Here is a 15,821-nt window from a genome sequence, read left to right as displayed (position 1 = left end):
AATGCGTAATCGCTTTCATAGGCTTATCTTTAAAATTCATAGCTATACCGGAATTGTCTCCGGTATAGCTTTGTTGCTTATTGGCATATCCGGTTCTATCCTTGTCTTTTCACATGAACTGGAGTCTTTTGTGTACAATGACCTTCTCGTGAGTGCAGGAAACGGAAGTAGAATTTCTCTCGACAGCGCGTTGGTGATTGCCAGGAATACGTTTCCGGAAATGGACTTTGTTGGCTTCAATGAATTGCCTCAATCACATCAGGCAACTTTTCAATTTTTTATGATGGATGACGGCATTCAATATAAAGCGTTCATTGATCCATTCACTGGAACACTGCTACACAGCGGAGAACGTTATGACCACATCGCTGATTGGCTCCTCATCTTTCACTACACTTTCGCTGTGCCTGTATGGGGCGATCTTGCTGTTGCTGTGTTATCCATCACGATGATTATTTCTTTACTGACTGGCATTGTCGTGTATCGCAAATACATCGGTAAGGTATTGCAATTCAAGGTAAAGTTTGACTTCAAAAATTGGCGTAAGGGATCTTCAAGTCTACATCGCATCATCGGCGTTTGGTCGTTGCTGTTTATGCTCATGATGGCCATTACAGCATTCCTCATGATGAAATATGCTTTTACAGAGACTAACTTTGATCGGGAGCATTGGAAATTCAAGAGTGGTCCGATTCATTTCTCAATTGATAAGACGTTAGAAGGAATTAAGAAAAAATATCCATCATACCATGCCGTTGAATTTTTTCTGCCCACACAAACCGATAGCTTGAGTTACATTGCAGGCTATATTGATGAGCCTTCTTTTTTGTTCGGCGACTATAACGACCAGATTATTTTTGATGGAAAGAACTTTCAGGCGAGTTTCGTTTCGGACAAGCCCAACGCGGAAAAATTTTCTGCCTTGATTTTTCCTTTACACTCGGGGCATTATGGCGGCATGATTGTAAAAATCGTCTATTGCATCAGTGGATTTATACCAGGGATACTCTGCGTTACAGGAATCCTTTTATGGTTGAGGCGCAAAAAAAATAGGTGAAATTATTTTAGCATGAGTTTTCTCAGGACGTAAACTTTGCACTTCAGCAAAAACAATCGCACCTACTTTACATTTTTTTTAATCCATGCTAACGCCATGTCAAATACTTCATCTTTTCCTTTTCGAATTCCCTTAATTGTTGGCCTCACGAGGACATGGGGTTGCAATCCCAAGCGTTGAAGCTGCCTGCCATCGGCGTGCCATACACCCTGACCGCTGAAGTAAAGAAATATTGAACCAGGGATCTGAAAGTTGGTGACGTCGCCGTTAGCGCCCACCGTAGCGCTGCCTATGAATGTTGTATTGTTCACAGCTTCAAAGAATAGTCCAGTGTGCTCCGCCTGACTTACGGCGTCCTGGTTTATCAGCATCACGGTCTTACCCTTATACTTCCATAAACTTGACGGCGGAACCGTCTGAACGAACTCTGTGAAAGATTTGTACGACAGCATTTCCCCACGAATGGTGTTCGGTGATAGAACTTCAGGGCGCCTAAAAATTGCCAATGCTACGTTTTGTTTCTCGGTGAGGCGAGGCGCGATTGTCCAGGCCGTGCCATTAGGATATCCGCGCATGTCAAAGATGATGGCCTTCGTGTTTTTGAATTTTTCGAACATACTATCAACTTGATCTGGTCTTAGACGCGAGAGATCTGCATAACCTACATCTGGAGTAATCAATTCGATTTCTTGATGTTTGAAGCTTTCTTTTGAAAATTTATTATGCTCTTCAGTCCACGTAATTTTTATATCGCGCGATTTTCCGCTTTCATTTCGTAAAGTAAGAACGCCTTCTGCGCCCTCATTGCCACGCACGCAATATTGAACGGCTAGCTTGGTTACAGCTTGTGGCGTGGAATGACTATAGTATTGGGCGTACTTTTCCATTAGTTTTTCCGTCGGTACCCCATTCACCTTAAGAATTTCATCACCAATCGAAATGCCGAGTGCCTTGCAAACTGAATCATTACGAATACCCGAAACAATCACTTTGCCTTCAATGAAGTCAGCATACAACGGTGACGGCGCCTGTCCACGCATTTCAGTCAATGCCATGTTGCCATTTTGAAAACCGTGGGAGTCTTGAATATTCACATACATCTTTGCCACAGCGTAGCCATACTCAACGGCATTCTGCGCGCTTATAAATGCGGGTAAAGATTCATCAAGAACTGTCCTCCAATTTTTGTCCATGTATTGGTGGTAAGGAAAAAAATTATGAATCACCGCGTAGATCTTGGCCGCTGCAAGAAGACGATACCCAACGGTGGGAAATTTTTCGGACGGATAAATCGTTGGCTTCGCAGGAGCAATGGTAGGAATGGTCGCAACGTTCTTCGGAAATGCTAATTTACCAAGAATAATTGCTTGTGCTTTTTTTACTGGATCTTCATTTGGTTTATATACGTAATCTGCTGTCAATAATTGCGTGCCGACTACTTCGTCTGTTCGATACTTTACCGTGATATTGTCGGAAAATTTAAACGTATTTGTTAATGAAAGTAAGTCTCCGATTTTTTCGTTAGCGCTTACGATAAATCCCGCTCCCGCTTGTTGTTGTGCTAGCGCTGTGGCAGGCAACTCGCTGAACTCATTCACAATCCACACCGTTTTCGGGTCGCTGGATGAATAGTTTCCGGTTAATGTAAAATCTTTCATAACGTAGTTTGTGGAGTAACCGCCAGATGTTCCTCCGCGTTCTGGCGTAAATCCAGAATAATAAAGATTTCGTGTCTGCAGCACTGTTGCTGTGCCGAAATGTTTCGACAGGCCAGCGTAATCAAATACCGAGGCTAAGTACCCTTGATACCGCGTCATCAATCCAGGTTGGCGAAAATCAAAAATAACACCTCTTGCACGACGAGATTGCTCAATTACTTTTCTGCCCAGCTCCACAGCACCATTCCAATCATTGAATATCGTTGGTCCCGAGACTGTCACCAGTAAGACACTGTCTTGAATGAACTCCGCTTTCATAATACCCTCAGTCAGTTCTGCATCTTTGCCGACGATTCGCGTAGCGTCATCGTGAAGGGAAGTGAGCCAACCTGAAAGAATTGTTTCCCACTCCGCATCCGTTTTAGCGTTTAACATTGCCGGAACCTGTGCTGCAAATGCCGAATCGAATGTATTCCCTGGCTTTGATGGATGGAAGTATTTTATAAGTCCCCACAACTCGCAGGCGTTTGAAAGCTTTTTATAATCAGTCGTGGGTTGCGCCAATATCGCTGAAGGGAAAATGATGATGAGTAGAAAGGAGAGTCTTTTCATAACGGGGTATTGAATTTTACGAATGAAAATGATTTTTAGGATTTTTCAAAGCAGCACAATTTTCTTTTACAACGTTGGACTTGTATCAGTGAACGCAGTGGAACAGATAAAGAGTTTATGACTTTTGCACACGTTGATTACTTCGAAATTTTTATCTTTAGAAAACTTCGTGCAGATTTTATGATGAAAAGAATTTTACTTGTTGGTTTCGTTACTGGTTTTGTGATTTCATTGTCGGCGCAAAATGACCCGGTGAATGATGTTGCAAACACTGTGCTCATTCAAGATGTTGAGGCACATCTCACGTTTCTGGCAGCAGATGAAATGCGTGGCCGCAATACAGGCTCACCTGAAATCGACATTGCCGCTAACTATATAGCATCCTTCTTTAAACAGCAAGGGCTAAAGACGCTGCCGGGTGCGGATCGTTATTTTCAATCAATGGAATTGCAGTCCATGAAAGCGCCTAAGGATATCGAATTTGTTGTGAATGGACAATTGTTCAAGATGAAGGATGACGTGGCATTGATGGGAGGGGACTCCGTTAGTATTGCGGGAGAGATTGTATTCGCCGGTTATGGTTCACGCGATGAGATGATGAAGGCGAAAGTGAAGGACAAAATTGTTGTGACCTATACTGGAAATGCTGGAGAGAATAATCTTGCTAAAGCGTTCCTGCATGATGCGGTCGTGAAAACTGAACTCGCGCATGAGCTTGGTGCCAAAGCACTGGTTGAAATTCAGGCTTTGCCTGGGATACCATGGTTGGGTGTCGCGGAGCATCTTAGCAAGGAAAGAATCTCGTTGAAAAAAGGTTTTGCTCTACCGCATCTTTGGATGAAAAACAGTGACAATGCGGCCATCACTGCGCTGAAGAAAACGCAGCGTGCATCGGGGAGCTTAAAAGTTCGAGGAACGAATAGAAAGGAAATCCGTGCGAAAAATGTGATCGCGATGGTTGAAGGAACTGACGCTAAACTAAAGAATGAGTTCGTTGTAATATCCGCACACTACGATCACGTCGGCGTGAATCCGAATAGTAAACCCGATAGTATTTTTAATGGCGCTCGCGATAATGCAATAGGCACAGTCGCAATGATGGAAGCTGCAAAATTTCTTTCGAAGTTTCCGCCAAAGCGCTCTGTTCTTTTCATGGCGCTGACTGCCGAAGAAGTTGGTATGCTTGGAAGTTTATGGTATGTAGCACACCCATTAGTACCTTTAAATCAAACGGTGTTCAATTTTAATTGCGACGGTGCAGGCTACAATGACACAACGATGGCCACAATTATTGGATTGGAGCGGACTTCGTTTCAAGAAAATTTGACAAAGGCCTGCAGCAAGTTTGGATTAAAGGCGGCGACTGATCCGATGCCGGAACAAAATCTTTATGAGCGATCCGACAATTATAGTTTCGCTGCCAAGGGAATTCCAGCCATCGATTTCTCTCCAGGCACGAAGGCATTCGATGAACAACTTATGAAGTACTATCACCAGCCTGCGGATGAAGTTTCGACCCTGGATTTTAATTATCTCATAAAATTCTTCAGGTCATTTGTTTACGCAAATCATCTACTTTGCAATCAACCTCAGAAACCCGTATGGACCGCCGGCGATAAATTCGAATTGGAGAGCAAGAAGCTTTATGGTAAGTGAGTGATCGCTAGATGTTTCATGGGTTTGCAACTGATGAACTGGTCAATTAGATGTGCGGATGTGCTTCAAGTACGAAAAAAATGAAACAATCCTTAAAAATCTTTAGCGGTTAGTTTGGAGAAACGACTTCAAAAACTATCTTTGCACTCCCATTTGGACGGTTTCTCAAAAAGAGGCAGCAAAAATGGAAAGGAAGGTCCGGTAGTTCAGCTGGTTAGAATGCCTGCCTGTCACGCAGGAGGTCGCGGGTTCGAGTCCCGTCCGGACCGCAAGATACGAATCAAAAGAATTGAAAACCGCTTAAATCGAATGATTTAAGCGGTTTTTTGTTTTTATACATACCGTTTGAAGTCGCTTAAATCGCTTTGTTCGGTTACCAATTCGGTTACCAATTTATGGTAGCCACAAAAGGTAACCGAATTACGTACAACTAACTGGTAACCAAATGCTTGCCGAGTCATCTCGCATCATTTCGATGCAAGATGAATGGAATTACTCGGAAAACATTTTAAACCAGTTTATATGACTACCAATCAAACATTTTCAATTCTCATTTGGCTTGCAAAGCGTTCCAATGTATCAGGTACTGGAGTGTTATATGCGCGCATAACCGTTGATGGAGAACGCACTTAAATTTCACTCAATCGAAAATTAGAAATCGCGAAGTGGGACGCAGTCCACGGCAAGTTGAAAGGCAACACACAAGAGTCTCGTGATATGAACCACGAAATCTCGGTAGTGAAATCAGAGCTAATCAATGTTTTCAATCAACTCAAATTTGAGAAAGCAATTATTTCTGCAGAGATTATTAAGAACAAATATCTCGGTGTTGAAGTAAAGAAGTTTAGCTTGCTGGATACGATCTCATTTCACAACGCGGATCTGCACAGGCGTATAGGAACTAATTTTTCAAAAGCTACCTGGACGAAGTTTAATACACTATATTCTAAAGTTGAGTGCTTTATCAAGGAGCACCTAAAACGGAGGGATGTCGCTCTTTACGAGCTTGGTTATTCTTTTGCGACTGAGTCTGAGTACTTTCTACGTTCTAAAAACCTTGGCCATAATATTTCGATGAAATATATCAGGATGCTCAAGAAGATTCTGAACGAAAGTGTCAGAAAGGTTGGATACAAAGAAAATCCATTGGCGGAATTTAAATGCACATTTAAATGGAAAGAACGCGAAGTTCTTACTTGGCCAGAACTAGTTCGAATTAAGGAGAAACACTTTGCCATGAAAAGGCTTGAGCTCGTTAAGGACTATTTTATTTTTAGTTTTTTCACGGGGCTTGCATACGTGGATGTAGTGAAGCTTTCACGTCAGTCAGTTATTGAAGGTGTCGGAGGTAAGCGATGGCTTACCTTCGAACGACAAAAAAGTAAAATTGAAGTTCGCTTGCCATTGCTCTCAGAACCAGAGAACATTATTAAAAAGTATGATTCACATCCAGAAGCTGCGCCACGAGGTAAAGTCTTTCCTAGTATATCCAATCAAAAGATGAACAGTTATTTAAAGGAAATAGCAGCTGCATGTGACATTTCTAAGGAGTTGACATTTCATCTCGCCCGTCACACTTTTGCTACTACCGTTTCGCTTTCCAATGGTGTGCCTATTGAATCAGTAAGCAAAATGCTTGGGCATACAAAAATATCAACCACGCAAATTTACGCGAAGGTGGTTCAGCAAAAATTAAGCGACGACATGGATGCACTGCCGAGAAAAGTTTCGAAGATATTAAACAAGGAGGATGAGTGAAGTGTCGTGGGCGGATTGATTAGGGGAGGGTTCAGAATTGGTTGTTTGGTTCGGTTCTAGAACCCTTTGTAACTGGATCGATATGCTAATTTTTTATCTCTTCCCCTTTTTTTAATCAATGGAATATGGCCGCTACTATTATTACGCTAGAAGATCTTGAGCAATTTAAAAAAGATCTTCTCAATGAGATAAGAACACTGCTTACGCAATCTTCGAAAGTGCAACATCAACGGTGGCTGAAGTCTCAACAGGTCAGAAAAATGCTTGGCATTTCTCCTGGTACTCTTCAACACCTTAGAATCACGGGACAGATCCCTTTTACAAAACTTGGTGGAGTGTTATTCTACGATATTGAAGAGATTGAACGAATTCTCATTCGAAAGAAAAATGAAGAATGAAGGTCGCGACTGTGCTAACCGAAATAGTTACCAATGGAATTCAAATTTTGCCCTAGACTGACAGCCTTTAATATCTCCCTTGGCCTCAGGAACAGATACGCCGAATTGTACCCCGAAAAGTATTCGATCAAATGGCAAACGAAATTACGTAAGTCAAGAATGAGAATCATAGGCGCTATTTTGCTTTTTTGATAAGTTAAGAACCACTTGTGTTGATTGAGGATCTTTGCTTCGTATCAAGTTCTGAGATTTTCCAATCTAAAATTGCTAAAATCACTCTCGCCAGTCATCGGATTCACAACCTTGTCTAATGGTTCGAATTCGCCTGGTATAGAACATGTTAACTGTTTCATTGGCTGTTATATCACAGTTGTGAATTGAAGGCTGGTGATAAGCAGTTTGTAATCAATGAAATCTCTAATACAGCATTTGCTCAAAAAATATTGCGGTATGCTCATGTCATTGAAAAACGAAATGGCATCGGCTATGACGTTTCATTTTTGTTGCGTTGATTTAAATAACTTCTTTCAGTTTGTTTGCGGACATTGATAAGGACCATGACACAAGCTCAATAGCTCCTATAAAAAAAGACCTTGTGTAAGATTGATGCTTCTGTTAGTTGCACAAAATTGATACTCACCAATACAGGACGAACTATCTACGGCAGCACCGATATATAGGTTCGAAATATTGCCATAAAGCTGATCGTAAACCTCCCAAAGTGCTTCGTTTGAATATCCTCGATAGGATAATACATTGCCGTCACTAATAAGTGTGCAAGATTTCGGCACTGGGGTTCGATCACACTTCGCCACGAATGCAAGATCACGTGCCAGTCGTTGTGGATAATAATGACGAGTCTTAATGTCCTTAATACCCACATGATAACTTGCATCATATTTTTTTGCGGTGCTGCACCGGTAGTCAAATGTAGCGTTGAATTTCGCGAACTAATTTCACGCCCTTTTCTTTTTTTATTTTCTAATGCATTCCAGTCATCAACGGAATCTCAGAATCTTTATGAACTGCAACTTCCTGATTTACACTCGTTGACACGTTATTATTTTTTGTTGAATCGTTGATTCGTTTTTGTTGTCAGTCGTTGACACTCTCTTAAATCATCTTTGAATTGTCGGACGGAATTATCAGCAGTGATAATTATCGTAGGTATCAATTAACGTCATAAGAAAAGTTAACCGTTATGTGTCATCTGATGATCAGTACAAGTGCGAATGTACTTCGTGATAATTATGTCGATTGCAGTAACTCACAAGCGCGACTATTAAAAAGTATTTAAAAAGTAAAACATAAATATTAATAACGATGTCTATTATTCAACACGCGTTGAGCGCTGCAGTCAGCGGCTCAACATCATGGTCTCCGGTACTTCCTCCTGGCATTAAAGCAGGAATGTTAATTGTTGTACCACTAGCAAATAAACTTTCAACGCAGGCGCCGACGATGTTGTCTGCAGGTTATGTGAAAGGAGCTGAGTATATCGGTGGAGCGGGTTCAAATGGCGCCGATTCCGGCCCCGCGCGCATAACAGTGTGGTACAAAGTTGCTGAAGGAAATGAAAGTGGTCAAACGCTTGCGATTAGTGCAACATCTGCAAGTGGTAACAATGGTGTTTGTCGTCCAATCGTTTATAAGAAAGACGATAACAAACTTTGGGATCTTCAATTTTCGAAGGGAAAAGATGATACGGGTGGATCCACGCTATACCTGGCCACGTCAGAGACAAACTTAGATATGAACGTTGGTGACTATGTATTGTGTCTTACATCTCAAACAGATGGAACGCAATCATCTAATGCCACATCTGGGACAGGTGTAAATGGTCTTGCTAATAACACAAGGGCGACGGGGTTCGCGTTCACCGGACTTTCTAAGATTGTCGATAACAGATCTTCAGGTGGGAATCATAGTTCTCTGCTCGTTACGCACGCTTCTGTTTCATCTGGAACCGGCGCAGGTGCCGTGACAAGTCAGTATACTTTTGGTGGGACTCCGGCAAATGCTGCAGGTGTATCCGGGGCGACAGTTTTCATGAGAATACGTGAGCGTTCAATTCAACCTATTTCTCTTCATGACGTGAGTAGTCACACGAATGGTTCTTCAAGCTGGTCTCCAGTATTGCCGAGTGGAATCACGGCTGGCATGTTGATCGTTGTTCCATTAGCGAGTAAACGTTCAACGCAGGCACCAACGATGGTCACTGCAGGCTTTACAAAAGCAGGTGAATATATTGGTGGTGCGGGTGCTAACGGTGTGGATTCAGGGCCCATCAGAATGACGGTGTGGTACAAGATAGCCGATGGATCAGAAGGCGGTCAAACATTGCCGATTACTGCGGCATCAGCAACTGGAAACAATGGTTTGTGTAGACCAATGGTCTATGCAAAAGATGTCGATCTACATTGGCAACTTGCATTTGCGATTGGGAAAGATGATACAGGTGGAAGCGTTGCGTACAATGCTCAGGCTGAAAGCGTTCTAAATCTTACCGCGGGTGATGTGATCTTGTGTTCGACGGCGCATAACGAAAGTACATCAGCTGTGCAGGATAATGTAACGTCTGCTACAGGGATTTCTTTTGGTACGGTTGCGGAAGTGATTGATAGCAGATCTTCGGGAGGATATCATTCAGGTTTATTAGTAACGGAAAGTCCGGTCACAAGTGGAAGTGGCGAAGTTCTGATCACCCATCAATTTAACTATACGACCGCTCCGGTAGGTGGTGGTGTTTCAGGTGCAACGTTGTTTATACGACTACGTCAGGGACTTCAATCGTTCAAGAAGGTGACCAGAAAATTAATTGGTACGCTTGGACAAAATATTGAAGGTACCACGAAAGCTTTCATTCCGGTACCTTCGGGTATCAGTGTTGGTGATATTATCATCATGAACGTTGTCTCGAAACATGCAGAGTGTCGTCCGAAGACACCGAGTGGCCTTGGCTTCAAACGCCTTGCAGAGTCTTTGTCGAATCATGATGAAGCAGGGTCAGATGTAGGTCCGACATTGTTTAATACTTTTTTCAAGATCGCAGACACGGCGGATACAACGCGTACCTCCGTTGAAATTGATCTTGAACCAGCATCGACGCGAGCAGATCATATTTCCGGGCAGATCTTGGTTTTCTCACGCGATGAGGCTGCGACAGTGTACGTCGATGTTGTAGACGGCGGAAATAATTTTGCAAGCAATACAGTGGCCATGTCGCTGAATTGGAGCGCGCTTGCGAACAGACATCTTGCACTAAGAAACGATGATCTTGTCATTGCCGCGTCTGGTGCAAACACTGACGCTTACAGCTGGGGTAGCACACAAAGCCTCACAGGTACTGGCGGCGTAACATTCGCGAAGGTGGAGGACTTATATGAACAGCCTGCCAACTCAGGAAAAGATAGTGAGCACTTTGCTTCATTGTACCGGGTGACTTCACCAGCAGAGACTTTATCTCAATTGACGTTGACTGCAATCGCGACGGGCACTGCCGCAGTAAGAAGACCTGCTGGTCAGACGCATTTTATTCGTATACGTCAGACTGCAGCGGCAGAAGCCTATGTGCCAAGCTGTGCGTTCATTCACGATCCGGCTTTCCAACCGAATTCAACAATTGCGGTGAAGGACGGTGTCTCTGATCAGACACTATGGAACAGAGGTGCTCCTGATTGGGAAAAGGCGATTAATACTTCAAGTGATCCGACTTACAGTATCGTAACGCGAAACAGTAAAAAGTTTTTTAAGCTTAAGCGAAACTTTACCAACGGTGTGTCACCTGCAAACCTCAACTTAATTGAAAGAAGGGCTGAGTATTACTTAAAGTGGCAGCCAATGACTCAGCTGGGGACAAAACGAAATATCACGTGGGAAGTTGAGATCGACTCAATGCCAGCGCCGCCATTGCAATACATCATACACCAGGATCATCCAGGTAGTGCACCTGGCTATACAACCAATCACCCAATTTTTGCGATTGAGATTGCGAGAGCTGATCAATACGTGCAGGATAAGGGAGCGGGAACTCCTATCAAAGCTCCCGCAGGTGCGATTATCTTTTGTCACAATGTGCATTCCGCTGGTGGATCAAGTAAATACTGGATGGCAACACACAACGGCGTTCCGTATGAAGATGGAGGCACACCAATACTATACACGGGCACAAAGCGTCTCAGATTCGAATTTGCTGTGAAGTATGGCATCGCCAGTGAGGGTAGCGTTTACCTGCGCGTGAGTGATTTGACCAATGGGCTGACTTATGTTTACAGTAATTCTACAGAACCAACCGTTGCGCTTACGGCATCGCAGCTTGGTAGTGTTGAGCTGGTTGGTGGAGCATTCAAACAAGGTGGCTACTTTCATCAAATCAGTGGAAGTAATGCCACAGATGCTGCCGCTGCGTGTCAAGAGTACATTGACGCCGGAATGTCTACCTATGAGGCTCATTACGCGTACTGGGCGTATGCTGAACGTCAACCAACGGATGTTGATTATGATGATGCGTTCGATGATGCTGTCTTGAATTATCTACGAAACCAGGTTGAATAGCTTGTTTCAATGTTGAATAAAAAAGTCAATCCGTTTTGGGATTGACTTTTTTATTTGGAGTGCTTCACCAATCAAATCCGTGGTGGACTTCTTCTTGGCTTACGCTCGGATAGCAGATTAACGAAATTATGCTAGGATCCACGAATCAAATAAAGCATCAGGTGCCTGATTCATTGCGAATTTCAATGCCATCACTGGATTCACTCGTCAATCCAAAATCTAACAACTCGATTCCATCCAACAATCTTTCTATGGTCAAGCTGATCATTTAAAAGCGAGGTACAAAACCAAGATGGACTCGCTCGACGCCTCGCGTGCAAAAGTTACGAACAAGCTCGATAGCTTACGGTCACTTAATCTGAACACCGACAAAGTCACGCATGAACTCGATAGTATCGATACAAAGCGCAAAGCAGCAGTAGCAGCGCTCGATAAAAAAATGACCGCATTAAAAAAGAAGGCCTCGAAAGGTGTTGCCGATCTCGGTTTGCCAAATGAATTGCAGTCTAAGGGGGCAGTTGTCACGCAAAAGATGGAGACGTTTCAGCTGCCCGTAAAGGATTTAAATATTCCTGAATTGTCGTTGCCGGATAATCCGTTAAAAAATCTTGATGGATTCAACACAACAGTGTCGTCGCCGGTGGGAGAGATAGGAAACGTTCCTGATTTAAATGGTTTGGGTAAGGTTGGCGAATTAGGTGGTGAACTCGGTAAAGTAGGCGAACTCGGAAAAGTGACGGAAGGGCTAGGCGATATTAAAGAAGTCACGGGGGCACTGGGTGATGTTAACAATTTGCCAGGTACCCTTGAAGGCAAAGCGGTAGAGGCTGCAGGATTGCCAGCGACACCCGATGCGAAATCGTTGATGGGCGATGTGCCGCAGATGCAAGCAAATGAACAGAAGCGAAAGAGATAGCTACGCAGCAGGTTCAGCAAGCAGTGAATCACTTTGCTGGTAAAGAGCAAGTGCTACAAGAAGCGATGGACAAGATGGCGAAGTTGAAAAAGAAATATTCGAGTTTGAATAGCTTGAGTGATATTCCGAAACAACGTCCGAACGAAATGCGCGGTAAGCCACTGATCGAAAGAATCATTCCTTCACTTACGCTACAGGTGCATGGGAGGGGTGAGTATGTTCTCGTGGACTTCAACGCCGCTGCGGGTTATCGCTTCAATGGAAAACTCACTGCAGGACTAGGCTGGAATCATCGTGTTGCTTACAATAAAAAACGCGACGGATTTTCTGCATTGCCGCGCGTATATGGTATCCGTAGTTTCTCGGAGTATAAAATTGGCAAAGGATTTTCTCCGCGTGTAGAATTCGAAATGATGAATGCGCCCGTACCGCCGATGATACAAAGAACGAGCGGTGATTATTCCAATCGTCAGTGGGTACCAGGTGCGTTTGTCGGGATCAAAAAAGATTACAAATTCTTCGGGGGTGTTCGCGGTACGTCGATGGTGATGCTGCGATTATTTCACTACGAACATAAAAGTCCTTATAGCGATGTGGTGAATGTGCGAACGGGATTTGAGTTTCCCATGCGGAAGAAAGGGCCATGACGAAAAGTTTGAAAGTATACCCGGGCGACGAGGTAGACCTCGAAGTCTATTCCTATCACGAAGGGAATAGTGGTTTTGGAACACTGTCGGCATCGACACCAAATTTGATCACGGCAATCGCGAGCGCATTCGGCGGTGTGAATGGCGCACCCGGCGAAAGCGGTATGATCTACAACGGCGTGAATACCGGACTTAACGCCATACCGCTTGGCGGCAACGAAGGCGATGATCAGCCGGCAGCGTATCTGAATTATTTTCTGTTCGACAAAAACTACAATATGCTTGACCTCGGTTTTAAGCTTGTCGATGCAACAACCTGGCAAAAGAACAGAAATTATATTTCCGATATCAAGATCAAAGAAGCCGGATACATGTTCGTATTCTTGAGCTACGACAATATTGACTCCGCTAACTTTGTCTACTTCGATGACCTGTACATCACGCTCACCAAGAGTAATGTTATCCAATACAACGATTATTATCCCTTTGGGCTAGAAGCCGAAACAAGTTGGACACGCGAGAACAATACCAACAGCTTTCTTTACAATGCCGGTAATGAGTTGAACAAAACTTCAGGCTGGTACGAGATGTTCTACCGCGGCTACGATCCTGCGTTGGGCAGAATGTTACAGGTAGATCCTTATGCCACAAGTTTCGCGTCTTCAACGCCATACAACTATGCGTTAAATAGCCCCGTGATGGGTAACGATCCCTCAGGCGGTTATGCGTACATGAGCAACAATTTTGGTAGGGAGATGATAGACGCAAGGTCGAGTATGCTGGAAGGTAATGGCTGGGCGATTAGTATGACGCCATCAGATTACGGCGGCGGAGGTGGTGGAAGCATGTACGGAGGTTATGGATTTAGCCAACTTTCTGCTGGTAAATCTAGAAATCTGATCATCGACATTGATTGGGATAAATTCAACGGCGCTCTAACTTTCAATTTTGGTGAAGGTGGATATCTCTCAAGTGCATCTTACACGTCGGATGATGATATTGGTAAGTTAGGATTTTTGCCGATACCTGGTTATCAATCGAATTACGAACCGAATCGATTAGTCCGACATCGATCTGGTGATTTTGTTCAGTATCGAAATAACAAGTATTACGTTGCTTACTCAAACGAGACCTATTCAGATTATAAGGCGGGTATTCGCCGTGAGAAATTATGGAATTTTACGCACACAGCATTGGACGCCGTTGGTATGATCGATCCGTTTGGTGTTGCAGATGGACTAAACGGGTTATTATATTTGTATCGTGGGGATTATGTCATGGCCTCGATCAGCTCCATGGCAATGATCCCATTGCTTGGAGACTTTGGGAAGGTTGGAAAGTATGTGGTGAGGACCGAGAAGGTTGTTGAAGCCGCTAAGGGCGGAAAAGAACTTTTTAAATTTACAGGAACTGCAGCAAAGCATATGGATGAAGCTACAAGGATGATTCCTGTACAAACAATGGATGATATAATTAAAGCTCCAATGGCAGTAGTAAAAGATCCAAGGGCAGCAACAAATGCAATGATGCACTATTCACAAATGTGGAAGAATGGAAAGTTATATAATGTGGAAGTTTTATTCGACAAGGCAACAAATACTATTTTACATTTTAAATATGATTCAAGAGCATTAGGGCCTTTGCCAGCAATCAAATAAAGCTATGTTTGAAAAGAATGACAAACGAAGATTGTATTGGCTTATAGACCAATATTTATTAGGCAAGATGAATGGCTGGACGTTTTGCAATGAGTATTATTACTCCTATAGCTTAGAGCTTAAAGATGAAGATTTAAGCAAGTTGGAACAATTTGTTTTTTCTGAATTAGATAAAATAACTAGCAGATATACTGATGTTCAGGAAGACTTAGTAAAATACCCAGGTGTTTACTACAATGAAGAAGAGTTGAGACAAAAAGTAATCGAGACGAAAGAGAAATTAAAAGAGCAAAGCCCGGTTTAGTCTGGGCTTGTTATTTATGAGCTGTCTAGGTCTAGCGTGTTGTATAAGTCCATCAAAGGCAGTCTGAAGACTGTATGCATGTTGGGTCCAAGTCGCCCTATCGGCAACCCATCACACAACACTTGAACCAGCTAATGAATCAAACACCCTACAGTCGAAGACTTACGCTAGATTGGTTGTTGCTACAGCAAAAGGTGCAGAAAAAATAAAATATATTGGGCGATCATTTTGGGGTGACGAAAATGAAGGTGATTTACGGGTGGCGCCGACGATTGGCCTACCGGCATATATTCTTGGGCAGGATACATACATTCAATTTTATCCGTCACCTTCTGCTCCCGGCAACACGTATGATCTAATACGTAATAATAATCCAATATCTTTATTCCCTAAATAGTATTGAAATGAAAACCGTTTTGATTTTTTCGACGCAATGCCTCGTTCTATTATCGTGTGTTTATCTCTCCTCGTGCAAGCGTAAGCTTCCCTAAAAAGCGAAGAATTCAAAAGTAGGAATTTTTAACTTTAGGGAACAATGAAGAAAAGTCGATTCACCGAGACACAAATCGTGTCAATTCTCAAACAGTATGATGGTGGTACCGC

10 protein-coding genes and 1 tRNA gene are annotated in these 15,821 nt (G+C 43.2%); 10 read left to right on the top strand and 1 reads right to left on the bottom strand.

Features of this window, described 5'->3' with window-relative positions:
* Window position 1: 1 nt before the first annotated feature.
* Entirely contained in the window at window positions 2-1,057 is a 1,056-nt protein-coding gene (locus tag DQQ10_RS09655) for a PepSY-associated TM helix domain-containing protein (protein WP_112746660.1), read from the top strand.
* Window positions 1,058-1,119: 62 nt separating this feature from the next.
* Here DQQ10_RS09655 and DQQ10_RS09650 read toward each other — a convergent pair whose 3' ends face one another.
* The gene (locus DQQ10_RS09650; RefSeq protein WP_112746659.1) at window positions 1,120-3,327 is read right to left on the bottom strand and encodes a S41 family peptidase; all 2,208 of its coding nucleotides are present in this window, start codon (window positions 3,325-3,327) and stop codon (window positions 1,120-1,122) included.
* Window positions 3,328-3,507: 180 nt separating this feature from the next.
* Here DQQ10_RS09650 and DQQ10_RS09645 point away from each other — a divergent pair, with 180 nt between their 5' ends.
* From DQQ10_RS09645 to DQQ10_RS09605, 9 genes are all read left to right on the top strand, one after another.
* Window positions 3,508-4,983, top strand: coding sequence for a M28 family peptidase (locus DQQ10_RS09645; protein ID WP_165823873.1), 1,476 nt, complete (start codon window positions 3,508-3,510; stop codon window positions 4,981-4,983).
* 195 nt (window positions 4,984-5,178) lie between these two features.
* Window positions 5,179-5,252 (top strand) — tRNA-Asp (locus DQQ10_RS09640).
* 448 nt (window positions 5,253-5,700) lie between these two features.
* Entirely contained in the window at window positions 5,701-6,741 is a 1,041-nt protein-coding gene (locus tag DQQ10_RS09635) for a site-specific integrase (RefSeq protein ID WP_112746657.1), read from the top strand.
* Between the two features lie 125 nt (window positions 6,742-6,866).
* Window positions 6,867-7,139: a helix-turn-helix domain-containing protein gene (locus DQQ10_RS09630; protein WP_112746656.1), complete on the top strand. Its 273-nt coding sequence runs from the start codon at window positions 6,867-6,869 to the stop codon at window positions 7,137-7,139.
* A gap of 1,323 nt (window positions 7,140-8,462) precedes the next feature.
* Window positions 8,463-11,693 carry a hypothetical protein gene (locus DQQ10_RS09625; RefSeq protein WP_112746655.1) on the top strand — a complete coding sequence of 1,077 codons (3,231 nt, stop codon included), beginning with the start codon at window positions 8,463-8,465 and terminating at the stop codon, window positions 11,691-11,693.
* Between the two features lie 292 nt (window positions 11,694-11,985).
* Entirely contained in the window at window positions 11,986-12,609 is a 624-nt protein-coding gene (locus DQQ10_RS09620) for a hypothetical protein (protein ID WP_112746654.1), read from the top strand.
* Between the two features lie 23 nt (window positions 12,610-12,632).
* Complete coding sequence (locus tag DQQ10_RS09615) at window positions 12,633-13,256, top strand: hypothetical protein (RefSeq protein WP_133259599.1); 624 nt, start codon at window positions 12,633-12,635, stop codon at window positions 13,254-13,256.
* Window positions 13,253-14,914 carry an RHS repeat-associated core domain-containing protein gene (locus tag DQQ10_RS09610; protein ID WP_112746652.1) on the top strand — a complete coding sequence of 554 codons (1,662 nt, stop codon included), beginning with the start codon at window positions 13,253-13,255 and terminating at the stop codon, window positions 14,912-14,914. The genes DQQ10_RS09615 and DQQ10_RS09610 overlap by 4 nt, the downstream gene beginning before the upstream one ends.
* Before the next feature lie 4 nt (window positions 14,915-14,918).
* Window positions 14,919-15,218 carry a hypothetical protein gene (locus DQQ10_RS09605; RefSeq protein ID WP_112746651.1) on the top strand — a complete coding sequence of 100 codons (300 nt, stop codon included), beginning with the start codon at window positions 14,919-14,921 and terminating at the stop codon, window positions 15,216-15,218.
* Window positions 15,219-15,821: the final 603 nt, after the last annotated feature.

Origin of the sequence: Pseudochryseolinea flava (assembly GCF_003286915.1) — a bacterium.
Lineage (GTDB): Bacteria > Bacteroidota > Bacteroidia > Cytophagales > Cyclobacteriaceae > Ohtaekwangia > Ohtaekwangia flava.
This window is presented reverse-complemented; position numbering and strand designations above follow the sequence as displayed.

Bases quoted from the DNA above. Each gene is read 5' to 3' on its own strand.
- DQQ10_RS09655 (WP_112746660.1), top strand. From the start codon at position 2: ATGCGTAATCGCTTTCATAGGCTTATCTTTAAAATTCATAGCTATACC.
- DQQ10_RS09650 (WP_112746659.1), bottom strand. From the start codon at position 3,327: ATGAAAAGACTCTCCTTTCTACTCATCATCATTTTCCCTTCAGCGATA.
- DQQ10_RS09645 (WP_165823873.1), top strand. From the start codon at position 3,508: ATGATGAAAAGAATTTTACTTGTTGGTTTCGTTACTGGTTTTGTGATT.
- DQQ10_RS09635 (WP_112746657.1), top strand. From the start codon at position 5,701: ATGAACCACGAAATCTCGGTAGTGAAATCAGAGCTAATCAATGTTTTC.
- DQQ10_RS09630 (WP_112746656.1), top strand. From the start codon at position 6,867: ATGGCCGCTACTATTATTACGCTAGAAGATCTTGAGCAATTTAAAAAA.
- DQQ10_RS09625 (WP_112746655.1), top strand. From the start codon at position 8,463: ATGTCTATTATTCAACACGCGTTGAGCGCTGCAGTCAGCGGCTCAACA.
- DQQ10_RS09620 (WP_112746654.1), top strand. From the start codon at position 11,986: ATGGACTCGCTCGACGCCTCGCGTGCAAAAGTTACGAACAAGCTCGAT.
- DQQ10_RS09610 (WP_112746652.1), top strand. From the start codon at position 13,253: ATGACGAAAAGTTTGAAAGTATACCCGGGCGACGAGGTAGACCTCGAA.
- DQQ10_RS09605 (WP_112746651.1), top strand. From the start codon at position 14,919: ATGTTTGAAAAGAATGACAAACGAAGATTGTATTGGCTTATAGACCAA.